Here is a 21,489-nt window from a genome sequence, read left to right on the forward strand (position 1 = left end):
CTCACGGTCCCGGCTCGCCGGGTGCGACCGCGGGGCGGCCGAACGGCAGCTGGACGAGGGTGCGCCACGAGTCCCGCCGAGCGGTGCCGGCGATGAGCAGGGCGCGGTCGAGGTGTGCCGTGATCGGCAGCGCACGAGCGACCTCGACCTCGGCCGCCTCGAGCTGGTCGAGCGACGCTCCCGACGCCTCGCCGACGGTCAGGTGAGGGACGACGTCGTCGTGGACACCTCCGTACGGCGGGTGGTCGGGAAACTCCGCGACCACCGCGTCGGTGAGGACCCGGAACTCCCGGTCCACCCGCGGTGCCAGCCACAGGACGTCCTCGCCGAACCAGCGGCACCGGTCGAACGTGCAGTCGAACGGTGACGCGGCGGCGAGCACAGCAGCCAGCCGTGCGACGACACGCGCGTCGATGTCCGCGGGCGGGACGAACGGGTACACCACCGTGACGTGAGCGGGGACGCCCCAGGACGCGGCCACGTCGAGTCGTCGCCGATGGTCGGACACCGCAGCCTCCGCCTGGGGGACGGGGACGATCACCGCCGACTCCGTGGCCGTGGACGTCACGGACCCCTGGACGCTCACCCGTACGTCACCTCCCGCACGACCCGCGCGGGAGCCCCCGCGGCGACCGAGAACGCCGGCACGTCCCGCGTCACGACGGAGTTCGCCCCGATCACGCACCGCTCCCCGATCGTCACGCCGCTGGTGACGACGACGTTGGCGCCGAGCCAGCAGTCGTCGCCGATGCGGGTCGGCCCCTTCGACCTGAAGCCCTGCCACGGGACCGGGACGTCGGGGTCGTCGAACCGATGGGCGGAGTCCGTCACCAGGCAGCCGTTGGCCAGCATGCAGTGGGCGCCGATCTCGACCCGCTGCGACGCCGCCACCATCACGCCGAGGTTGAGGAAGGTCCCTTCCCCGATCGAGATCCGGGCCTCGGGGCCGCCGGTGATCCACACTCCGGGCTCCAGGAACACCTGCGGACCGATCTCGAGACGCCCGTCGCGCAGCATCTCCAGCACCTCGCCGTGGACGGCACCCCGGGCGTACGCGCGCCGCCGGGCGAGCTCGACCGTGAGTCGCGCGCGGTTCAGCGGACGGTACGCGCGCCCGTACCAGCGGTGCTTGCGCCACCACTCGAGCGCCGGGCCGACGCTCCCGTCAGACATGCGTGCCGAGGTCCTCGATCCGGTACCCGCCGGGAAGGTAGGTCCGGATGGTCCCGCGGTCCTCCGGACGCGACGGCCTCACCCGCGGCGGCGCGAACCGCAGCGCCCTGGCCCGCAGCTTGAGCAGACCGCGCGACAGCGCCACGACGACGCGCGGCGGCGTCACGTACGCGAAGGCGTCGCGCACGTGCGGGTCCATGATCGCCCGCGAGAAGACCTCGACCGCCGGGCGCAGCGCCTTCGGGTAGTACGAGCAGAGCAGCTCGAGCGTGGCGTCGGCGACCTCCCGCGAGCGTGGATCGTACGCGAAGTTCTTGCGCTCGTAGGTGTCGAGGAGCTCCTCGAACTCCTCGTACGTCGCCGGGATGTCCTTGATGCCCATGAGCTCGCCCATGCGCTGGTACGACCGGGTGGCCGCGTCGATCTCGCGACGGCTCAGCGCCCGCCAGCCGAAGTCGTCGAGCCACCGCACGGGGGTCACGACGAACGTCGAGAGGACGTAGCGCATGTCGTCGTTGCTGATCGGGTACGCGCCGTGCATCCGGTTCATCCGGCGCACCGCCGCGCGCCCCTGCGTCGACTCGAGCCCGTCCTCCACGATCGCGTCGAGGACGAGGACCGTGTCGTCGTGGCGCTTCTGGGTGCGCTCGGTGAACTCGTGCGTCTCGTGCAGCAGCACACCGATCGACGGCACCGCGAACGTCCGGAACAGCGCGAAGCTGAGCGCCTGCTGGATGTCCCACGGGAACTCGAACCGGGTGTTGACCGCCGAGATCGTCTCGTACTCCGTCTCGGGGTCCAGCCGGGCGATCACGCGCTGCCAGGCGTCGCGACGCCAGCGGTCCCGGCCGCGGGGCGGCGTGGGCAGGCTCCGGGTCATGGAGGGGACGCTACCGGCTACGGGGGCCGACGTCTGCACTACATTCATGAGGATGACCGCCCCGTTCCTGCGTGACCTCGTCGCCGACACCACGTACGACGCTCCGACCGCGCCGGGGCTGCGCGAGCGGGTCGAGGCGTACGCCGCGCGACCCGCCGCGAGCGGTGACGCAGCGGACGTGCTCGGCCCGCTCGTCGTCCCCGACACCGAGCTGCCGCAGGTCCAGGGCACGGTGAAGTTGCTGGGGGCCGCGACGCTCGACGTCGTCGTGACGGTCACCGGAGGCGCCGGGGCCATCGAGCCGGCTGTCCGCTGGGCGACCCGGCAGTCCGGGATCCGCCTGGTGGGGCTGACGACGACCGTGCGCGACCTCGACGACCTCACGCGCGGCGCGCACCGCGTCGCGGCGATGGTCTCGCAGCTCGCGGCCGAGGGCCTGCTGGACGACGTGGACGTGCAGGTGGCGCTGCCCCTGTACGCGCGGACGGAGGGATCGTCGCGGTGGCAGCACGCGCTGGATACCCTCGCGATCGAGGACCTGCGCCTGGTGCTGCGGACCGGCGGCGCGGACCTCGACGACGTCCCGTCGTCGGAGACGCTGGCCGGGGCGATCGGCGACGCGCTCGACCGCGAGGTCGCGTTCTCGTGCGCCGGCGACCTCGCCCACGCGGTCGCGTGGCACGAGCCCGGGACGGACCGCGTCCGCCACGGGTTCCTCAACCTCCTGCTCGCCACCCGCGCCAGCCTCGACGGCGACGATCTCGGCACCGTGGCCGAGCGCCTCGACCTCGCCGCCACCGACCGCGTCGTCGCCGACCTGGAGACGATCGGCGAGACGTCGCTGGCGTCGGCACGGCGCTGGTTCACCGGAATCGGGTCCGAGGACGTCGACGCGTCGCTCGCCGACCTGCGGGCCCTGGGCCTGCTGCCGGGCTAGCCACCTCCGAGGCTCCGCCTCCGGACCTGGCGGAGCATCCGGCGGGTCGCGAGCACGTGGAACCGGCTCCGGATGACCAGCAGGCGGTAGACGGCACCGTGCGGTCCGGGGAAGGCGGCGTACGTCCGTGCGCTCAGCCGCGTCGCGTCCCGGTCGGTGTCCTCGACCGCGAAGACGAGGCGGTAGCGCGAGAAGTGGTGCCGGCCGACCAGCTCGACCCGCTCCCCCGCGGCCCGCTGGGCGACGGCGAAGCCGCCGGGCGGCCGGGTCCCGAGGAGGCGCGAGACGACCGGGCCCGCAGCCGCGGTGAGGTCGGTGTCCACGTACCGCGCGAGCGTCGCCCACACCGCGGCTCGCGGCGCGGCGATCGTGAGGGCGTGCTCGTCGACGTACGGCGGCTCACCGTCGTCGGTCATGCCGATCACCCCCGCACCAGCGTACGCGCGGCGATGTCCGCGGCAGGCGCCGTACGATGCACCGGTTGTGTGCACCGAGCGACGCCGATACCCGGCGCCGGGTGTACGAAACCGGCGCCTCGTCGACACCACCTCATCCGGCTCACCGGCGCCGGGACTACCGCGCCGTGACCCGTCGCACGAACGCGACGATCTCGGCCAGCGCGCGCGGCGCCGACGGCGACACTCCCGGCAGGCTGATGTAGCCGTGGATCGCGTCGGCGTACTCGGTGAGCACCACGTCGCCGCCGTTGCCCCGCAGCGCCTCGGCGTAGTAGACGCCGTTGTCGCGCAGCGGGTCGTGGCCCGCCACCTGGATCAGGGCCGGCACCTTGGCGCCGGACAGCGTGCCGTGCAGGGGTGCAGCGGTCGGCGCGTACGGGTCCGCGCCGTCGAGGTACAGGCGGGAGAACGCTCGCATGTTGCGCGAGGTCAGCACCGGCGCGTTCGCGTGCTCGCGCTCGGACGGGAAGACCTCCTCCATCTCGGCCGCCGGGTAGACGAGCACCTGCCCGGCGAGCGCGGGCGAACCGGCCTGTCCGGCCAGGTCCGCGACGACGGCCGCGAGGTTGCCGCCGGCGCTGTCGCCCGCGACGACGACGCGCGTCGGGTCGCCGCCGAGCTCCTCGGCGTGCGCGACGACCCAGCCGAGCGCCGCCCACGTGTCGAGGACCGCCGCGGGATACGGGTGCTCGGGGGCGAGCCGGTACGCGACGGACACCACGACGCACGGCGTCTCGACGGCGAGGTGGCTCGCCCACCACTCGTCCTGCTCGGGATCGCCGAGGACCCAGCCCCCGCCGTGGTAGAGCACGACGACCGGGAGCGGCGCGGCGCCGGGGCTCGGCGGCTGGTAGACGCGCATCCGCAGCGTGACCGGCTCCGTCTCCGGCTCGACCCCGGGGACCGTGACGGGCTCCAGCTCGACCAGACGGTCGGCGACCTGGACGTCGGGGTGGGGCTTCCCGGACACCTTCTGGCCCAGCGGGGAGCCCAGCAGCTTGGCGCGCTGGGTCCTGCGTGCGGGGATCTCCTCGCGGGAGACCTGGTCGATGGGGGTGCTGAGGAGACGCTCGACCACGGCGAAGAGCCGGGTGCGGATCGGCAAGGGGGCAGCCATGGCCGCCAGACTAGAGGACCTTCCCAGGGTTGAGCAGGCCGTCGGGGTCCAACGCCTCCTTGATCGCCCGCTGGACCCGCAGGCCCGCCGGGCCGAGCTCGCGCTCGAGCAGCGTCCTCTTGAGCACCCCGATGCCGTGCTCGCCGGTGATGGTCCCGCCCAGGTCGAGCCCGAGCAGCATGACGTCGTCGAACGCCGCGTGCGCCCGCTCGGCCTCCTCGGGGTTCGCACCGTCGAAGATCACGCAGGGATGGAAGTTGCCGTCACCGGCGTGACCGACGACGCCGATCACGACCCCCCGCTTCTCGGCGATGGCGGCGACCCCGTCGACCAGGTCGGCGATCCGCGAGCGGGGCACGCAGACGTCGTCGACCATCGTGGTGCCCATCGCCTCGAACGCGGTCAGGACCTCGCGTCGCGCGGTCAGCAGCAGCGCAGCCTCCGCGTCGTCCGCGGCGAGCACCACGTCGTACGCTCCCGCGTCGCGCAGGTGGTGCGCGATCGCCGCGATCTCCTCCTCGCCCGCCACGCCCGGCGCGTCGGACTGGGCGAGGACGAGCGCACCGACGTTGTCGTCGAAGCCGAGCCGGTACGCGTCGTTGACCGCGTGCAGGCTGGTCCCGTCCATCAGCTCGAGGAGGTTGGGGACGACGCTCGAGCGGGTGATCGCCGCGATCCCCTCCGCGGCCGCGTGCACGGTGCCGAACGTCGCTGCCAGCGTCCGGGGCCGGTGTGCCGCCGGCCGCAGCCGCAACGTCGCCTCGGTGATGATGCCGAGCGTCCCCTCCGACCCGACGAACAGCCGCACGAGGTCGTAGCCGGCGACGCCCTTGACCGTACGCCGTCCCGTCCGCAGGACCTCGCCGTCGGCGAGGACGACCTCGAGCGCGAGCACGTAGTCCGTCGTCACGCCGTACTTCACGCAGCAGAGCCCGCCGGAGTTCGTCGCGAGGTTGCCACCGATCGTGCAGAACTCCCACGAGCTCGGGTCCGGCGGGTAGAACAGCCCGTGCTCGGCGACCGCGCGCGACAGGTCCGCGTTGAAGACCCCGGGCTGGGTGACGACGAGGCGCTCGTCGACGTCGACCTCCAGCACCTGGTTCATCCGCTCGAGCGCGATCACCAGGCCGTCGTCGATCGCGTTCGCGGCTCCGGACAGGCCGCTGCGGGCGCCCTGGGCGACGACGGGGACGCCGTGCTCGGACGCCAGCCGCATCGCGGTCGAGACGTCGGCGGTCGCCCGGGCGAGGACGACCGCGCACGGCGTGCCGGCGTCGCAGAACATCGCCCGGTCGGTCCGGTAGGAGGCCAGCCGGTCAGGGTCGGTGAGGACGACGTCGGCTCCGAGGGCGTCGAGCAGGGCGGTGACGAACGCGGCGTTGCGCATGTCCCTCACCCTATGCTGACCGGATGGCAGCGATCGACGACCTCGATTCCCAGATCGTCCGGCTGTTCCTCGCGGAGCCCAAGATCGGGGTGCTGGAGGCGTCGCGTCGCCTCGGCGTCGCCCGCGCCACCGTCCAGACCAGGCTCGACCGGCTCGCCGAGCGCGGGGTGATCGCCTCGTGGTCGCCCACGGTCTCCCCCGCCGCGCTCGGCTACCCGGTCACCGCCTTCCTGACGCTCGAAGTGGTCCAGGGTGACGGCCGCACCCCCGTCGCCGACCACCTCGCGTCCATCCCCGAGGTCCTCGAGGCCTGCACGATCACCGGCGCCGGTGACCTCTGGTGCCGCGTCGTGGCCCGCTCCAACGCCGACCTCCAGCGCGTCCTGGACGCGGTCGTCACCGCACCGGGGATCGTCCGGGTGGCCACCGTGATCGCGCTCCAGACCGAGCTGGCACCGCGGGTCGCGCCGCTGGTCGAGGCGTCGCGCGACGCGTGATCAGCCGGCCGACGCCTCGGTGAGCATGGCCAGCTCGGCATCGGTCAGCGCGAGCTGCTCGAACGCCAGCAGCGGCGCCAGCTGGTCGACCGTGCGGGCGCTGGCGATCGGCGCGAGCACGGTCGGCTGCGCGGCCAGCCACGCGAGCGCGACGGAGGCCTGCTCGGTCCCGTGCGCGGCGGCGATCGTGTCGAGCGCGGCCAGGACGCGCAGGGCGCGCGGGTCCTCGAGCAGCTTCGCGGCGCCCGCCGCGCGCTGGCTCGCGACGGCGGGACCGCCGGGGCGGTACTTGCCGGTGAGGAACCCGGCCGCGAGGCCCCAGTACGGCATGGCCGACAGCCCGTGCTCGGCGGCGAGCGCGGCGCGCTCGCCCTCGTAGGTGTCACGGCTGACGAGGTTGTAGTGCGGCTGGATCGCCACGTACTTCGCGAGGCCCTCGCGGTCGGACAGCTCGAGGGAGGCGCGCAGCCGCTCGACGGAGATGTTGGAGACGCCGATCTGGCGCACCTTGCCCTCCCGCACGAGGGCGTCGAGCGCGCCGATGATCTCCTCGACCTCGACCGACTCGTCGTCGAAGTGCGTGTAGTAGAGGTCGATGCGGTCGGTGCCCAGGCGCGTGAGCGACGCCTCGGCCGCGGCCTTGATGGTGTCGGCGCTCAGGCCCTTGAAGGCGGGGTGGCTGCCGACCTTGGTGGCCACCACGACGTCGTCGCGGTTGCCGCGCGCGGCCAGCCACCGTCCGATGACCTCCTCGGACTCGCCCCCGGAGTGCCCGGGCGCCCATGCCGAGTACGCGTCGGCGGTGTCGACGAAGTTGCCGCCGCCGGCGACGTAGGCGTCGAGGACCGCGAACGACGTCGCTTCGTCGGCGGTCCAGCCGAAGACGTTGCCGCCGAGGTTGAGGGGGGAGACGAGGAGGTCGGAGGTTCCGACGGGTGCGAGGGTCATGGCTACCCCGAACCCGACCGGACCGGTGCTGATTCCCGGCGCCCGGAATGTCGTTCAGGGCGCGTCCGGAGCGGCGTGGCCCGCCTCCTACAGCGAGGGTCGCGAGCGCTGCGAGAGCCAGGCGTCGAACAGGCGGTCCAGCTGCCGGCCGCTGACGTCCTCGGCCAGCCGGACGAACTGCGCGGTGGTGCCGTTGCCGTCACGGCGTTCACGGACCCAGCGCTTCAGCAGCGTGAAGAACGCCGCGTCACCGATCTCGCGCCGCAGCACGTGGGCCGTCATCGCCCCGCGGACGTAGACCTGCTGCGCGAAGATCCGGTCACGTCCAGGGTCGTCGATCGGCAGCCGCCAGAACCGCCCGCCGGCGTAGCGGTACCAGTCGTCGAAGACGCTCTGGACCGACCCGAGCCCTTGCGACTCGTCCCACATCCACTCCATGTAGGTGGCGAGACCCTCGTTGAGCCAGATGTCGCGCCACCTCCGCAGCGACACCGCGTTGCCGAACCACTGGTGCGCGACCTCGTGCGCCACGACCGACGTGTTGCGGTCGCGCTCCAGACTGGCGCCGCGCCGGAAGAAGTTGGCGTCGTAGACCGGACGCGCCTGCGTCTCCAGGGCGAACCCGAGGTCTGCGCTCGTCACGACGCCGCCGAGGTCGGCGTACGGGTACGGGCCGAGGTGCCGGGCGAGGAAGCGCGTGACCTGCGGCGTACGACGCAGCGACCGTGCCGCCCGCTTGCGCAGCCCGGCGCTCAGCGCGCGGTCGTACGCGTACAGGTAGCGGACACCGTCGGCCCGACCGCGCACCACGGCGAAGTCGCCCCACGCGGCGAACGCGAGATAGGTCGCCATCGGGCGTCGCATCACCCATCGCCACTGCACGAGGTCGCCGACCCGCGTCCGACCGGCGAGCCGGCCGACGCTGATCGCCTCACGGCCGCGCGGCACCCGCAGCCGGATGTCGTACGTCGCCTTGTCGCTCGGGTGGTCGTTGCTGGCGAACCACCACGGAGCCGCCTCCGGCTGCCCCACGACGAGTGCACCGGACCGCGTCGTGACGAACGGGCGCAGACCCTGGGTCGACACCTCCGCGGGCCGGCCGGCGTACGCGACGGACACCACGAAGCGGGTGCCCCTCGCGATCGCGTGCCGCGGGGTGACGACGAGCTCGCGACCGTGCTGGCGGAACCGGGCGGGTCGGCCGTCCACCCGCACCGACGACACGTCGAGCAGCAGGTCGAGGTCGAAGGTCCGCAGACGCTGCGTCGCGACGGCCCGCAGGCGGGTGCGGCCGGTCAGCCGCTCGGTGGCCGGCTGGTACGAGGCCGTGATCCGGTAGTGGCGCACGTCGTAGCCGCCGTTGCCGTGGCGCGGGAAGTAGGGGTCGCCGGCTCCGGGCGCTCCGGCGCCCGGCGCGACGGCGCTCGTGGCCGCGCTCGCCGAGGCGCCCGGGAGCAGCCCGGCGAGCAGGGCGATCGAGGCAGCGGCGACGGCGACGCGCATGCCGAGACCCTACGACGTCAGGAGCTCGGCCGGCTGGCCCACTCACGGATCTTGTCGATCCGGGCCCGCAGGTCCTCGACCGAGGCGCTCGCGGCGGTCGGTCCGCCGCACTCCTCGCGCAGCCGGTTGTGCACGACCCCGTGCGGCTGCCCCGTCCGGTGGTGCCACGCGCCGACCAGCCCGTTGAGCTCACGCCGCAGCAGGGCACGCATCTCGTGGGTGCTCGGCTCGTCCGGACGCTGGGCGGCACCGGCCGCCGCGCCGACCTCCGCCGCGTCGGCATCCTCGTCCCCCGCGTCAGCGGCCGGCCCGCCCGCTCCGCGCTGGGCCCGCCGGGAGCGCGCGTGGCGCAGCAGCTCGCGCACCTGGTCGGGCTCGAGCAGCCCGGGGATCCCGAGGAAGTCCATCTCCTCCTCCGACCCGACGGCGACCTCGCCCTCGTGGCCGAACTCGCCCCCGTCGTACAGCACGCGGTCGAAGGACGCCTCGCTCCCGAGCGCCTGGAACTCGAACGGCTCGAGGTCGGCGGTGGACTCCGTCGCCTGCGCCGCCGCGATCAGCTCGTCCTCGAGCGCGAGCGGGTCGTCGCTGTCGCCGCCGCTGCGGCCGAGCACGTGGTCGCGCTCCAGCTCCAGCTCCGAGGCCAGCCCGAGCACCCGCGGCACGCTGGGGACGAAGACGGTCGCGGTCTCACCGCGCTTGCGGGCCCGCACGAAGCGGCCGACGGCCTGGGCGAAGAACAGCGGCGTCGACGTCGTCGTCGCGTAGACGCCGACCGCCAGCCGCGGCACGTCGACGCCCTCGCTGACCATGCGGACGGCGACCATCCACCGGTCGTGCGACTCGGCGAACGCGCTGATCCGCGCGCTCGCCTCCTTCTCGTCCGACAGCACGACGGTCGGCCCGGTCCCGGTGACCTCGCGGAGGATCTTGGCGTACGCACGCGCCGCGTTCTGGTCGCTCGCGATCACGAGACCGCCCGCGTCGGGGACGTGGCGGCGCACCTCGGAGAGGCGCTTGTCGGCGGCGGCGAGGACCGACGGGATCCAGGAGCCCGACGGGTCCAGCGCCGTACGGAGCGCCTGCGCGGTGAGGTCCTTCGTCATCGGCTCGCCCATCCGGGCCGCGACCTCGTCACCGGCGCGGGTGCGCCAGCGCAGGTCGCCGGAGTAGGCCATGAAGAGGACAGGACGGACGACGCTGTCGGCGAGCGCCTCGGCGTAGCCGTACGAGTAGTCCGCGACGCTGCGCCCGATGCCGTCGTCGCCCGGCGCGTAGGTGACGAACGGGATGGGGTTGGTGTCGGACCGGAACGGGGTGCCGGTGAGGGCGAGCCGCCGCGTGGCCGGCTCGAACGCCTCGCGGACCGCGTCGCCCCACGAGAGCGCGTCGCCGGCGTGGTGCACCTCGTCGAGGATCACCAGCGTGCGGAAGCGCTCGGTGCGCAGACGGTACGCGGTGGGGTTGGTCGCGACACCGGCGTAGGTGAGCGCGAAGCCGCGGAAGTCCGACGCCATCGCGCCGCTGCGGCCGCTGAACGACGGGTCGAGCGGGATGCCGGCACGGGCGCCGGCCTCGGCCCACTGGGTCTTGAGGTGGTCGGTCGGCGCCACCACCACGACCCGCTCGACGACGCGGCGCTCGAGCAGCTGCGCCGCGACGGTGAGCGCGAACGTCGTCTTGCCGGCCCCGGGCGTCGCGACCGCGAGGAAGTCACGCGGGTTGCGCTCGGCGTACAGGGAGAGTGCGTCGGCCTGCCACGCACGCAGCTTGGGGGCGGTGCCCCATGCTGCGCGATCGGGATAGGCCGGTGGGAGATGCGCGGCCCCGGTCATCAGCGGCGGTACACCCGCCAGAGCTTGCGCATGCGTTCGATCTGACCGGGCGTGAAGTGGTGCATGCACCGGTCGTAGGAGTAGTCCATGAAGTTGTGGATCGGGTCCTCCCCCGGAGCAGGACAGGTGTCGCGCCCGCGCGGGCACTCGAAGCTCGGGATCCGCTCGCGCGGCGTGTCGGCCACGCGGTCGTTCTTCTTGCTGCAGCCGCCCTGGAACGTGTGGTAGAGCCCGAGCCAGTGGCCGGTCTCGTGCACGGCGGTGTCGCCCTTGTTGTAGCCCCGGAAGCGGCCGCCCGGCATGGAGTCCTTGTGGATCACGACGCCGTCGGTCTTGAGCTTGCTCTTGGGCCGCTGCGGGAACGTCGCGTAGCCGAGCACCTGCAGGTCGCCCCGCTCGGTGGGTGCCGCGATGTAGAGGTTGAGGCTGCGCTTCTTGCCGCGGTGCAGCGCCTTGCGCATCGCGCGGGACTCGCTCGAGCCGAGCGACGCGTAGTACCACGCCTTGTTGACCGTGTAGTCGATGTCCTTGAGCTTGAAGCGGATGCGCGTGCTCCGCGCCTGGCTCCACTGCTTGCCGGCGTAGGCGCGGTTCATCACCTTGACCTGGCGGCGCACCTTGGCACGGCTGACGGCCTTGCTGCCGCTCGACGGCTTGAGGACGTGCGCGTAGACGCCGACGGTGATGACCCGGGGGCCGTCCCCGCGGGCACCGGGCGTGGCGCGAGCCGCGTCGAGCCGCGCGAGGCGGGTCTTGAGGTCGCGCTCGTACGCCACCACCGTCGCCTCGGACGGCTCGGGCGCGCGGACGACGCCGTCGAGCCCCTTGAGCGTCCGGGCCGCCAGCGTCTCGGTCGGCGCGCAGTCGAGCGCGGGAGCAGCCGCGACCCGCGCGGTCGAGACGTCGGCGACCGCCGGCTGCGTCTGCGTCGCAGCGGTCAGGCCCGCGACGAGGGCGGCGCCGACCAGCACCGCCCCCCGGCCCCGCACGCGCGGCAGACGTCGCTGCGGGTCAGTCATCGTCACCGGAGTCGCCCGACTTCAGGGACTCCCAGATCTCCTTGCACTCCGGGCAGACCGGGAACCGCTGCGGGTCCCTGCTGGGCACCCACACCTTCCCGCAGAGCGCGACCACAGGGGTGCCCTCGATCATGGCCTCGGTGAGCTTGTCCTTCGGCACGTAGTGCGAGAAGCGCTCGTGGTCGCCGTCGTCGAGGCGCGGTTGCGTACGGACGTCCGAGGACGTCTGGGCTCCGGGACTGAAGGTGGTCGACACCCCGGCAGTCTATGCCAGAAGCGCTCGTCCCCCCAGCCGGTCAGTTCAGCTGGGGATCGTCGGGATAGGTGGACAGCATCGCCAGATCGCCGCCCTGACGGCGAAGGACCTGCCGCCACAGGGCCTCTGGATTCGGGGAGAGGAGGTCCTCGTCGAAGGAGTCGACGACCACCCACGAGCCCTCGGCGATCTCGCTCTCGAGCTGCCCCGGGCTCCACCCGGCATACCCGGCGAACACCCGCACACCGCGCAGCCCCGCCTCCACGGCGCGCGACGGCAGGTCGAGATCGACCAGGCCCACCCGGTCGTACATCTCGCGCCAGCCGGCCGGCGGGTCGTCGCCGTCGCGGAGCACGCCGACCGCGAGCGCGGAGTCGGTCGAGACGGGTCCGCCGGAGAAGACGGCCGTCGGGCTCGAGACCAGCGTCGACCACTCCGGCAGCACCTCGGCGACCGTCGCGTCGAGCGGCTGGTTGAGGATCACCCCGAGCGCTCCCCCGGCGTCGTGGTCCAGCACGACGACGACGGAGCGGTAGAACGGACCGCCGCCGAGCAGCGGTGTGGCGACCAGGAGGCGGCCCCGGTACGACCTGTGCCTCGGCGAGATCTCGTCGGACGACTCGGCGGGTTCTTGCTCGGTCATCGCCCCTCCTCGCGTCGTGCCCGACCCCCGTCTCAGCGTACGCCGTGGCAGCCGGATCCGTGGCTGCCCAGGCCGTAGGATGACCGAACCTGCACAGCGACACAGAGGACGAGATGGCCGACACCGAACACGAGGAGGAGCTCACCGTCGACGAGCTCGCGTCACGGGTCGGGATGACCGTGCGCAACGTCCGGGCGTACGCCAGCCGGGGACTGCTCGCGCCGCCGCGCCTCGAGGGTCGCACCGGCTACTACACGCAGTCCCACGTCAACCAGCTCCAGCTCGTGCGCAGCCTCCTCGACCGCGGCTACACGCTGCAGGCGGTCGAGAAGGCGCTGCAGGACAAGACGTCCACGACGGCCGACTACGCGCTCGACCTCATCACGGTGCTCGACTCGCCCCTCGCGCGCGAGCCCGAGAGCGAGCTCATGTCGCGCGACCGGCTGACGGCGATGGCCGGCATCGCCCGCGACGCAGATCTGGCCCAGAAGCTCGTCGACCGCGGCCTCGCCCGCATCGTCGACGAGGACACCCTCGAGGTCAGCCGCCCCGACGTCGTCCGCGCCGGCGTCGCCGCCATCTCGCTCGGCCTGGAGCCGGAGACCGTCCTCGAGCTCCTCCCCTCGCTGTCCACGCCGCTGCGGGCCGTCGCCGACGACCTGGTCGGCCGCGTGCGTCACGACATCTGGCAGCCGTTCGTCCACAAGGGCATGCCCGACGACCAGTGGCAGGAGGTCGTCACCTCGATCGCCAACCTGCTGCCCGTCGCGGCGCAGGCCGTGGTCGCGGTGTTCCGCGACGAGCTCGCGCACGCGATCGACGACGCCCTCGGCGAGGAGCTCGCCGCGCTCGGCGACGAGAAGCAGACGCCCTAGACAGAGATCGGCCCCACCCGACGCTGGAGGGAGGGACCGTCAGGTGGGGCCGAAGCTCTGCTGTCGATGCTAGGCGAGCCGCTCTCCGCACCGGAGGGCAGCGACGTGTGACCTTCCTCGCGTCAGCGCGACCGCACGGTGACGCCGCCGGCGCCCTGCGGCACCAGCTCGACGAAGACCTTGCCCGGCTTGAGCGTCACGGGCTTGCCGCCGGCCGCGAGCCGGATCGGTGCCGCCGCGTTCTTCTTGCTCCAGCGCGCGTTGAGGACCTTGCCGCCGCTGAGGACGACGGCCTTGCCGCCCCCGGTGAACACGGTCTCCGGGACCGGGTTGCCGGCCGGGTCGCGGTAGCCCGCGTCGGCCTGGCGCGTGAAGAGGACCAGGACGGTGCTCGGAGTGAAGTCCTTGCCCTTCTGCGCGTGCCCGTTGACCCGCTTGTACGCGCCCGACGCGTACTGCCAGCGTGTCGCCGAGCCGCGCGAGAAGCGGACGTCGAAGGAGGTCGCCTTGGCGGTGCCCGCGGTCGGGGTCGCGCTGAACGGCAGGTACGGCGGCGGCACCGCGGCCTTCGCCGAGCTCTGCTTCTGCGCGTACGCGTCCAGGTTCAGCAGCCGGTCGTACGGCGCGCGCTTGCCCGGGTCGCGCGACAGCGTCAGGTTGCCCGTGTCCTCGCTGTGGAAGTCGACGCCGGCAGCCTTGATCTTGCGGACCGCCACGCCGGCGCCGCCGGAGGCGATCAGCTGACCGCCGGTCGGCTTCACGATCGCGATGTCGGTCGTGCGGGTCGAGCGGACGTGACCGACCTTGGTCGGGGTCTCGGTGTAGAAGAACGCCGCGAGGCGCGTCAGCCCTCCCTCGACCAGCTCCTCGAACACCAGGTCGGCCTGCGACAGGCCGTACTGCGGCGCGCCCGCGTCGGTGTTCTCGATCTTCACGAGGAAGGCCGGGTGCTCGGGCAGGCCCTTGGCCGCGGCCTGCCCCGTGAACGGGTTGGCGCGGACCAGCGTGGCGGCCTTGCGGGCGGCGTCGGCGGTCGTGGGGGACGGCGTCTCGGGGGTCTTCGGCTCCTCGCCGCCCGAGCAGGCGGTCGCGAGGACGAGGGCGGCCGCGACGAGAGTCGCACGGACCGCGGTACGGGGGTGAAGGCTCACGGGCATGCTTCCATGGTGGAGCAGGGCCGGCACCCCTCGAGGCACCGGCCCTGCTGTTTCGTGATGCGTGTCGGTCAGGTCAGGCGCGCAGGCGCAGCGTGCCGGCCGACCAGCCGCGGGTCCAGATCCGCTCGACCTTCACACGGCTGCCGGAGTACGGCGAGTGAAGGATGCGGCCCTTCCCCCAGTAGATGCCCACGTGGTACTTGCGGGATCCACCGAAGAAGACGAGGTCGCCCTTGCGGATGTTCTTCTTCTTGATGTGGCGGACGCGGTGGTACTGCGCGTTCGCCGTGCGGGGCAGCCGCACGCCGGCCTTGCGGAACGAGTACGACGTCAGGCCCGAGCAGTCGAACGAGCCGGGGCCCGACGCGCCGTAGCGGTACGGGTCGCCCTTCTGGCGCGCGGCGACGCGCGTGGCCTTCACGATGCGGCCGGCGCGACGCTTCTTCGCGGCGAGCCGCTTCGCCTTGGCCGTCGAGAGCTTCGCTGCCGCCGTGGTCTTGGCGGCGGTGGTGCTCGTGGTGGTGGAGGTGGTGGCGCTGGCCTGCGGCGCGGTCGTGACGACCATCGCAGCGGCAGCGGACAGAGCGATCGGCAGCGCGAAAAGACGCTGCTTCCGGGGGGACGCGAGCATGTTGGACGTGGTTCCCTTCCACGCCTACGAAGTGAGCTGTCGGATTAGGGCCGAAAGGAATGGCCCCTCCCTCGTGAGGGATTCACCCCGAGCACGCATGACCGCCAAGGTCTTCGTGCAGAGTTGGTTCCTCCGCTCCTGCCCGTCGGTGGTGTCGGTGATGGGGGCGTGTGCAGGCGGGCAGGACTGGGCGTTACCCACACACGATGTTCAGTTGTCCGGCCCTGACCAGGTCGCGTCCCGGTCGGGCCCGTTATGAGGTTGTGATGGCCCGGGTCGGACCGCGAGCCACCATAGGCACAGTCCCGTAACCCCACAAATCGCCCGAACTCACCACGCGGAGACCTTGGTCACCTGTCCAGGTCGCCTCGCCTGGTATCGCAGGGGTTACATGGGTGGAATGTGACCCTCGTCACAGTTTGTCCGAAGTCCATCACGGGCACATCACGATCCTTGCGACGATCGGGCCCCGATCGTGCGGCGTGAGCACGCGCGCCGACCGGTCCGCGGGCCCTCAGCCGGCCAGGGCGCGCACCCGACGGACCGCGTCCACGACGGCGCCGGCGACACCCTCGAAGTCGGCCGGAGACGCCGCCGTGAAGCGCACGGCGGTCCGCGCCACCTCCGGCACGACGCCCAGCGCGAGGAGCACCTCCGACGGCTCGTCCGACCCCGCGGCGCACGCCGACCCGCTCGAGCAGACGATGCCGTGGTCCTGCTCCAGCCCGAGCAGCACAACCTCCCCCGAGGTCCCGGGGAAGCAGAAGGACGCATGACCGGGCAGCCGCTCGGTCGGGTGCCCGGTGAGCACGGCGCCGTCGGCACCGGCGAGAACCTCGCGGACGAACGCGTCCCGCGCGGCGGCGAGCTCCGCGACGGGCCCGCTCGGGCGCGGGCCGTCCGGCGTCGTCGTCACCGCCAGGCGGAGCGCGGTCGCGAGACCGACCGCGGCCGCGACGTTCTCGGTCCCGGACCGGCGGCCGCGTTCCTGGCCACCGCCGTGCACCAGCGGCTCGAGCGCCAGCCCACGCCGTACCCAGAGCGCACCGCTCCCCTTCGGTGCTCCGAGCTTGTGACCGCTCACGGTGAGCGCGTCGACGCCGAGGCGCTGCGGGTCGACGACCACCGAGCCGACGGCCTGCACGGCGTCGGTGTGCACGAGCGCGCCGTGCCGCCGCGCCAGCGCCGCGACCTCGGCGACCGGCTGCACGGTGCCGATCTCGTTGTTGGCCAGCATCACCGACACGAGGGTCGTGCCGGGACCGATCACCCGCTCGGCCTGAGCGAGGTCGACGACGCCGTCCGCGTCCACGTCGAGCAGGTCGACCCTGAACCCGTGCAGCCGCACCAGGTGGTCGCACGCCTCGAGCACAGCGGGGTGCTCGATCCGCGTCGTGACGACGTGCCGGTCCCGCGGCCGGGCCAGCGCCAGCCCCTTGACGGCGAGGTTGTCCGCCTCGGTGCCGCCGGAGGTCCACACGATCTCCGCCGGGCGGGCACCCAGCGCCGCCGCGACGTCGGCACGCGCGCCTTCGAGCGCACGCGCCGCGGCGTCACCCAGCCCGTGGTGGCTCGACGGGTTGCCGAACTCCCCGGTCAGGTACGGCCACATCGCCTCGAGCACCTCCCGCCGCACGGGCGTCGTCGCAGCCGCGTCGAGGTAGCGCACTCAGACCGCCACCGCGACGTCCAGCCCGAGGTCGAGGGCGGTCACGCTGTGGGTGAGCGCACCGACCGCGATGAGGTCGACGCCGGTGAGCGCGACCTCCCGGATCCCCGGGAGCGTGATCCCGCCGCTGGCCTCCACGAGCGCCCGTCCGGCGACCTTCTCGACGCCGGTGCGCAGATCCTCGACCGAGAAGTTGTCCAGCAGCACGGTGTCGACGTCGGCGGCGAGGACGGCGTCGAGCTGGTCCAGCCGGTCGACCTCGACCTCGAGGTGCACGGTGTGCGGCAGCGCCGCACGAGCCGCACGGAGCGCAGCGGTGATGCGCTCGGGGTCGTCACCGAGGAGCGCCAGGTGGTTGTCCTTGGCCATCACGGCGTCCGAGAGCGAGAAGCGGTGGTTGTGGCCCCCTCCGCACCGCACGGCGTACTTCTCGAACGCGCGCAGCCCCGGCGTCGTCTTGCGGGTGTCGACGATGCGCGCGCCGGTGCCGGCGACGGCGTCGACGTACGCCCGGGTCTGGGTCGCGATGCCTGACATCCGCTGGGCGAAGTTGAGGGCGACCCGCTCCCCCCGCAGGACCCCGCGGGCGGGGCCTACGACGGTCGCGACGACGGTCCCCGGCTCGAGGACGTCGCCGTCGGCACGCTCGACCCGGACCGCGATCCGAGGGTCGACCGCGGCGAACGTCGCGGCCACGACCGCTGCGCCGGCGAGGACGCCCGCCTGTCGCGACACCATCCGTGCGGTCGCCACGGCGTCGGCGGGCACCAGGACCTCGCCTGTCACGTCCCCCCACGGCGCGTCCTCCTGGAGCGCCGCCTCCACCGCGGCGGTGATGAGCGCGTCGGTCAGCATGCGGGGTCTCCCTTCCGCACCCACGAGAGGTGGCGGTCGAAGGCGGGGTCACGGTCGGGGTGGTCGCTGCGGAAGTGGGCGCCGCGTGACTCCTCGCGGGCGAGCGCCGCCATGACCACGACGCGGGCGACCTCGAGCAGGTTGGCGTCCTCGTACGCCGCGGTCGTGCCGTCGACGGCGGCGGTCCACCCGGCAAGGGTGTCGGCCGCCGCCTGCAGGGTCGCGCCGTCGCGGACGAGGCCGGCGGCGACCCACAGGGTCTCCTGCAGCTCGCGGCGCTCCATCGGCTGAGCGTCGCCTGCGGCCTGGCCCGTACCCGCGACCGGCTCCGCGGCGTACGGCGTGGGCTCGCCGTCCCAGACGGCGACCCCGGGCGCCCCGAGGGCCGCCGCGCACCGGCGAGCGGTCACGGCCCCCTCGAGCAGCGAGTTCGACGCCAGTCGGTTGGCGCCGTGCAGCCCGGTGCACGCCGCCTCGCCGACGGCGTACAGGCCGGGAACGCTGGACCGCCCGTCGAGGTCGGTCCGGACCCCGCCCATGAAGTAGTGCGCCGCGGGCGTGACGGGGATCGGCTGCTCGCCCCAGCGCAGGCCGTGGGCCCGGCACCGGGCGTCGAGCCCCGGGAAGCGGCCGGCGAGGAAGTCCGCGCCCAGGTGCGTCGCGTCGAGGAGCACCGGCTCCCCGTCCTGCTCGAGCATGACGCGGGCGATCTCGCGGGCCACGACGTCGCGCGGCGCCAGCTCGGCGTCGGGGTGGACGTCGCGCATGAAGCGCCGGCCCGTGCGGTCGCGCAGCACGGCGCCCTCGCCACGGACGGCCTCGGAGATCAGCCCACCTCCGGGGACCGCCAGGCGGGTCGGGTGGAACTGGTACATCTCGACGTCGGTGACCACCGCTCCCGCCCGCAGCGCGAGGGCGAGCCCGTCACCGGTCGCCACGGCCGGGTTGGTGGTGTGGGCGTAGAGCTGCCCCGCGCCACCGGTCGCGAGGATGACGGCATCGGCCTCGAGGGTCCAGGGACGGCCGCTCGGGACCCCGACGCACGTGACGCCCGTGACCGCGCCACCGTCGAGGGTCAGGTCCGTGACCAGCGTGTGCTCGCGCACGATGAGCGCCCCCGCACGGACCTTCGCCGCCAGCGCGCGCACGATCTCGGCGCCGGTGGCGTCCCCGTCGGCGTGCAGGATCCGGGGGGCGGAGTGCGCCGCCTCCAGGCCGAGCGCGAGCCGGCCGTCCACCCGGTCGAAGCGGGTCCCCCAGCGCATCAGGGCGGCGACCGCCTCAGGGCCCTCGCCGCAGACGGCCTCCGCCGAGGTGCGGTCCACGAGCCCCGCGCCGGCGGTCACCGTGTCCGCGACGTGCGCGGCGACGGAGTCCTCGACCCCCGGACGCGCCACCGGGTCGAGGACGACGGCGATGCCGCCCTGGGCGTACCGTGTGGTGGCCTCGCCGAGCACGCCCTTCGTCACGAGGACGACCTCGTGGTGCGCGCTCGCCTCGACCGCCGCGGTCATCCCGGCGATGCCGCTGCCGACCACGACGACGCGCAGGCGCCGCGACCCGCCGCCGCCGGTCATGCCCGCTCCGGAGGACGGGCGGCGAGCATCCGCTCGAGCGCGACGCGCGCACCGTCGGCGACGTGGGCGTCCACCTGGATCCTGTTCTCGACGCGTCCGTCGAGCAGGCCGTCGAGCACCCAGGCGAGGTAGCCCGGGTGGATCCGGTACATCGTCGAGCACGGGCACACCACCGGGTCGAGGCAGAAGATCGTGTGCTCGGGGTGCTCCGCGGCGAGCCGCTGGACGAGGTTGATCTCGGTGCCGATCGCGAACGTCGTCCCGGCCGGCGCGGCTTCGACGGCCTTGCGGATGTAGTCGGTCGAGCCCGCCTCGTCCGCGGCGTCGACCACCGGCATCGGGCACTCCGGGTGGACGATGACGCGCACTCCCGGGTGCTCGGCACGTGCCTGCTCGATCTGCGCCACGGTGAACCGCTTGTGCACCGAGCAGAAGCCGTGCCAGAGCAGCACCTTCGCGTCGCGGAGGCTCTGCTCGTCGTTCCCGCCGAGCGGCTTGCGCGGGTTCCACATCGGCATCGCGTCGAGGCTGACGCCCATGGCCTTGGCGGTGTTGCGGCCGAGGTGCTGGTCGGGGAAGAACAGGACCCGCTGCGCCCGCTCGAACGCCCAGCGCAGGACGGTCTCGGCGTTCGAGGAGGTGCACACGATGCCGCCGTGGTCTCCGCAGAACCCCTTGAGCGCGGCCGACGAGTTCATGTAGGTCACCGGGATCACCGGCACCTTCCCGTCCGCGTCCGGCTCCGTCCCGTACACCGCCTCGAGCTCGGCCCAGGCGTGCTCCACGGAGTCGATGTCGGCCATGTCGGCCATCGAGCAGCCCGCCGCGAGGTTCGGGAGGATCACCGACTGCTCCGGGCCCGACAGGATGTCGGCGGTCTCGGCCATGAAGTGGACACCGCAGAAGACGATCGCCTCGGCGTCGGGACGGGTCAGCGCCGCGTTCGCGAGCTGGAAGGAGTCGCCCACGAAGTCGGCGTGCTTGACGACCTCGTCGCGCTGGTAGAAGTGGCCGAGGATGACGAGCCGGTCGCCGAGCGTCTCCTTCGCCGCACGGATGCGCGCGTCGAGCTCCTCGGTGGACATCTGCGTGTACGCCGCGGGCAGCGCACCTTGGCGGGGCGCGGCGGCGGGGATCGCGTCGGCCATCGAGGCGCCGGGTCCGTACGACGGCGGGGCGAGGTCGAAGGTCCAGGGGCCGTCGGCGAGGTCCGGGGCGCAGGTGGCGCCGGGCGCGCTGCGGACGACGGTGTCGACAGAGGTCATGTTCGTTGCCTTCCTGGAGGGTGCCGGCGGGAGCCGGCGAGGTGCGGACCCGCGGAGGACGCGGGTGGTCACAGCCGCGTGAGGGGTCCGTTGTCCGCAAGGTCGCTCGCCTCGCGATGTCGGTAGAGCTTCGGAGGCCGGTGCCGGCCGCCCACGAGGTAGTCCCCCGTCGGCTCCACGGCGCCGCTCGCCTCGACCTGGCGACGGAAGTTGGCGGGATCGAGGGTGCGCTGGAGCACGACCTCGTAGACCTGGCGCAGCTGGGCGAGGGTGAACGTCTCGCCGAGGAACGCCTGGGCGATCCGTGAGTACTCCATCTTGGTGCGCAGCCGCCACAGTGCGTACTCGACGATCGTCGAGTGGTCGAAGGCCAGTGCGGGCGGGTCGTCTGCCGCACGCCAGGCCACGTTCTCGTCCTCGATGCTGCGCTCGGCCTCCTCCGGGCGCACCAGCGCCCAGTAGACGACGGAGATGACGCGCGGGCCGGGCACCGGCTGCGGGGCGCGGGCCACGTGACCGAAGGTGTAGAGCTGCTCGAGGTACGTCGGGCTGAGCGCCGTCGTCTCGGAGAGGGTCCGGCGGGCGGTGTCGGAGAGGTCCTCGTCCTCGCGGACCGGCCCGCCCGGCAGCGCCCAGCTGCCCTCGTACGGCTCGCGGACCCGGCGGACGAGGGGCATCCACAAGGACGTGCGGTCGGTGCTGGTGTCGTGGCGCAGCGCGAAGATCACCGTGGAGACCGCGATCTCGATCCCGGACATCGACCCCTCCCTCCGAGGCGGCTCAGTAAAGGTCGCTTTGACCTGAACA

The 21,489-nt window shown here is 73.2% G+C and carries 22 protein-coding genes and 1 riboswitch; of the genes, 3 read left to right on the forward strand and 19 right to left on the reverse strand.

Features of this window, described 5'->3' with window-relative positions; genetic code table 11:
• Nucleotide 1: 1 nt before the first annotated feature.
• Genes ACQSSQ_RS22175 through ACQSSQ_RS22185 form a run of 3 tightly spaced genes read right to left on the reverse strand, consistent with a single transcriptional unit; the run spans nucleotide 2 to nucleotide 2,053 of the window.
• On the reverse strand, nucleotides 2-586 hold the full coding sequence (locus ACQSSQ_RS22175; protein WP_431329319.1) for a 2'-5' RNA ligase family protein: 585 nt from the start codon (nucleotides 584-586) through the stop codon (nucleotides 2-4).
• The gene (locus ACQSSQ_RS22180) at nucleotides 583-1,173 is read right to left on the reverse strand and encodes an acyltransferase (protein ID WP_431329320.1); all 591 of its coding nucleotides are present in this window, start codon (nucleotides 1,171-1,173) and stop codon (nucleotides 583-585) included. Before ACQSSQ_RS22180 ends, ACQSSQ_RS22175 begins: the two co-directional genes overlap by 4 nt.
• The gene (locus tag ACQSSQ_RS22185) at nucleotides 1,166-2,053 is read right to left on the reverse strand and encodes an oxygenase MpaB family protein (RefSeq protein WP_431329321.1); all 888 of its coding nucleotides are present in this window, start codon (nucleotides 2,051-2,053) and stop codon (nucleotides 1,166-1,168) included. Before ACQSSQ_RS22185 ends, ACQSSQ_RS22180 begins: the two co-directional genes overlap by 8 nt.
• 52 nt (nucleotides 2,054-2,105) lie before the next feature.
• On the opposite strand from ACQSSQ_RS22185, the gene ACQSSQ_RS22190 reads away from it, so the two are divergent.
• Entirely contained in the window at nucleotides 2,106-2,990 is an 885-nt protein-coding gene (locus tag ACQSSQ_RS22190; protein WP_431329322.1) for a hypothetical protein, read from the forward strand.
• Here the strand turns inward: ACQSSQ_RS22190 and ACQSSQ_RS22195 are convergent.
• The 3 genes from ACQSSQ_RS22195 to ACQSSQ_RS22205 form a co-directional block, all read right to left on the reverse strand.
• Nucleotides 2,987-3,406, reverse strand: coding sequence for a hypothetical protein (locus ACQSSQ_RS22195; protein WP_431329323.1), 420 nt, complete (start codon nucleotides 3,404-3,406; stop codon nucleotides 2,987-2,989). The two genes, ACQSSQ_RS22190 and ACQSSQ_RS22195, sit on opposite strands and share 4 nt — an antisense overlap.
• Nucleotides 3,407-3,563: 157 nt before the next feature.
• Complete coding sequence (locus ACQSSQ_RS22200) at nucleotides 3,564-4,565, reverse strand: alpha/beta hydrolase (RefSeq protein ID WP_431329324.1); 1,002 nt, start codon at nucleotides 4,563-4,565, stop codon at nucleotides 3,564-3,566.
• 10 nt (nucleotides 4,566-4,575) lie between these two features.
• Nucleotides 4,576-5,952: an FAD-binding oxidoreductase gene (locus ACQSSQ_RS22205; protein ID WP_431329325.1), complete on the reverse strand. Its 1,377-nt coding sequence runs from the start codon at nucleotides 5,950-5,952 to the stop codon at nucleotides 4,576-4,578.
• Nucleotides 5,953-5,975: 23 nt separating this feature from the next.
• Here ACQSSQ_RS22205 and ACQSSQ_RS22210 point away from each other — a divergent pair, with 23 nt between their 5' ends.
• Entirely contained in the window at nucleotides 5,976-6,449 is a 474-nt protein-coding gene (locus tag ACQSSQ_RS22210; RefSeq protein WP_431329326.1) for an Lrp/AsnC family transcriptional regulator, read from the forward strand.
• Here the strand turns inward: ACQSSQ_RS22210 and ACQSSQ_RS22215 are convergent, their stop codons facing one another.
• From ACQSSQ_RS22215 to ACQSSQ_RS22240, 6 genes are all read right to left on the reverse strand, one after another.
• Nucleotides 6,450-7,397 (reverse strand): aldo/keto reductase, encoded by a 948-nt coding sequence (locus tag ACQSSQ_RS22215; protein ID WP_431329327.1) that lies wholly within the window; start codon nucleotides 7,395-7,397, stop codon nucleotides 6,450-6,452.
• An 87-nt stretch (nucleotides 7,398-7,484) separates the two neighbouring features.
• Complete coding sequence (locus ACQSSQ_RS22220) at nucleotides 7,485-8,900, reverse strand: M1 family metallopeptidase (protein WP_431329328.1); 1,416 nt, start codon at nucleotides 8,898-8,900, stop codon at nucleotides 7,485-7,487.
• Between the two features lie 17 nt (nucleotides 8,901-8,917).
• On the reverse strand, nucleotides 8,918-10,735 hold the full coding sequence (locus tag ACQSSQ_RS22225; protein WP_431329329.1) for a DEAD/DEAH box helicase: 1,818 nt from the start codon (nucleotides 10,733-10,735) through the stop codon (nucleotides 8,918-8,920).
• Entirely contained in the window at nucleotides 10,735-11,754 is a 1,020-nt protein-coding gene (locus ACQSSQ_RS22230; protein WP_431329330.1) for a zinc metalloprotease, read from the reverse strand. Before ACQSSQ_RS22230 ends, ACQSSQ_RS22225 begins: the two co-directional genes overlap by 1 nt.
• Nucleotides 11,747-12,010 carry a DUF3039 domain-containing protein gene (locus tag ACQSSQ_RS22235; RefSeq protein ID WP_431329331.1) on the reverse strand — a complete coding sequence of 88 codons (264 nt, stop codon included), beginning with the start codon at nucleotides 12,008-12,010 and terminating at the stop codon, nucleotides 11,747-11,749. Before ACQSSQ_RS22235 ends, ACQSSQ_RS22230 begins: the two co-directional genes overlap by 8 nt.
• A gap of 40 nt (nucleotides 12,011-12,050) precedes the next feature.
• Nucleotides 12,051-12,653, reverse strand: a complete 603-nt coding sequence (locus tag ACQSSQ_RS22240; RefSeq protein ID WP_431329332.1) for a YqgE/AlgH family protein — start codon at nucleotides 12,651-12,653, stop codon at nucleotides 12,051-12,053.
• A 113-nt stretch (nucleotides 12,654-12,766) separates the two neighbouring features.
• On the opposite strand from ACQSSQ_RS22240, the gene ACQSSQ_RS22245 reads away from it, so the two are divergent.
• Nucleotides 12,767-13,528 carry a MerR family transcriptional regulator gene (locus ACQSSQ_RS22245; RefSeq protein ID WP_431329333.1) on the forward strand — a complete coding sequence of 254 codons (762 nt, stop codon included), beginning with the start codon at nucleotides 12,767-12,769 and terminating at the stop codon, nucleotides 13,526-13,528.
• A gap of 122 nt (nucleotides 13,529-13,650) precedes the next feature.
• Here ACQSSQ_RS22245 and ACQSSQ_RS22250 read toward each other — a convergent pair whose 3' ends face one another.
• From ACQSSQ_RS22250 to ACQSSQ_RS22280, 7 genes are all read right to left on the reverse strand, one after another.
• Complete coding sequence (locus tag ACQSSQ_RS22250) at nucleotides 13,651-14,685, reverse strand: DUF3048 domain-containing protein (protein WP_431329334.1); 1,035 nt, start codon at nucleotides 14,683-14,685, stop codon at nucleotides 13,651-13,653.
• A gap of 73 nt (nucleotides 14,686-14,758) precedes the next feature.
• The gene (locus ACQSSQ_RS22255) at nucleotides 14,759-15,316 is read right to left on the reverse strand and encodes a C40 family peptidase (RefSeq protein WP_431329335.1); all 558 of its coding nucleotides are present in this window, start codon (nucleotides 15,314-15,316) and stop codon (nucleotides 14,759-14,761) included.
• Nucleotides 15,317-15,322: 6 nt separating this feature from the next.
• Nucleotides 15,323-15,486: riboswitch (cyclic di-AMP (ydaO/yuaA leader) on the reverse strand.
• A gap of 344 nt (nucleotides 15,487-15,830) precedes the next feature.
• Nucleotides 15,831-16,985: a cysteine desulfurase family protein gene (locus ACQSSQ_RS22260; protein WP_431329336.1), complete on the reverse strand. Its 1,155-nt coding sequence runs from the start codon at nucleotides 16,983-16,985 to the stop codon at nucleotides 15,831-15,833.
• On the reverse strand, nucleotides 16,986-17,840 hold the full coding sequence (nadC, locus tag ACQSSQ_RS22265; RefSeq protein WP_431329337.1) for a carboxylating nicotinate-nucleotide diphosphorylase: 855 nt from the start codon (nucleotides 17,838-17,840) through the stop codon (nucleotides 16,986-16,988).
• Nucleotides 17,834-19,417 carry an L-aspartate oxidase gene (gene nadB / locus ACQSSQ_RS22270; RefSeq protein ID WP_431329338.1) on the reverse strand — a complete coding sequence of 528 codons (1,584 nt, stop codon included), beginning with the start codon at nucleotides 19,415-19,417 and terminating at the stop codon, nucleotides 17,834-17,836. The genes nadC and nadB overlap by 7 nt, the downstream gene beginning before the upstream one ends.
• Nucleotides 19,414-20,682, reverse strand: a complete 1,269-nt coding sequence (gene nadA / locus ACQSSQ_RS22275) for a quinolinate synthase NadA (RefSeq protein ID WP_431329339.1) — start codon at nucleotides 20,680-20,682, stop codon at nucleotides 19,414-19,416. The genes nadB and nadA overlap by 4 nt, the downstream gene beginning before the upstream one ends.
• Before the next feature lie 68 nt (nucleotides 20,683-20,750).
• Nucleotides 20,751-21,440: an NUDIX hydrolase gene (locus ACQSSQ_RS22280; RefSeq protein WP_431329340.1), complete on the reverse strand. Its 690-nt coding sequence runs from the start codon at nucleotides 21,438-21,440 to the stop codon at nucleotides 20,751-20,753.
• Nucleotides 21,441-21,489: the final 49 nt, after the last annotated feature.

Source organism: Mumia spirodelae, from assembly GCF_050632745.1.
Lineage (GTDB): Bacteria > Actinomycetota > Actinomycetes > Propionibacteriales > Nocardioidaceae > Mumia.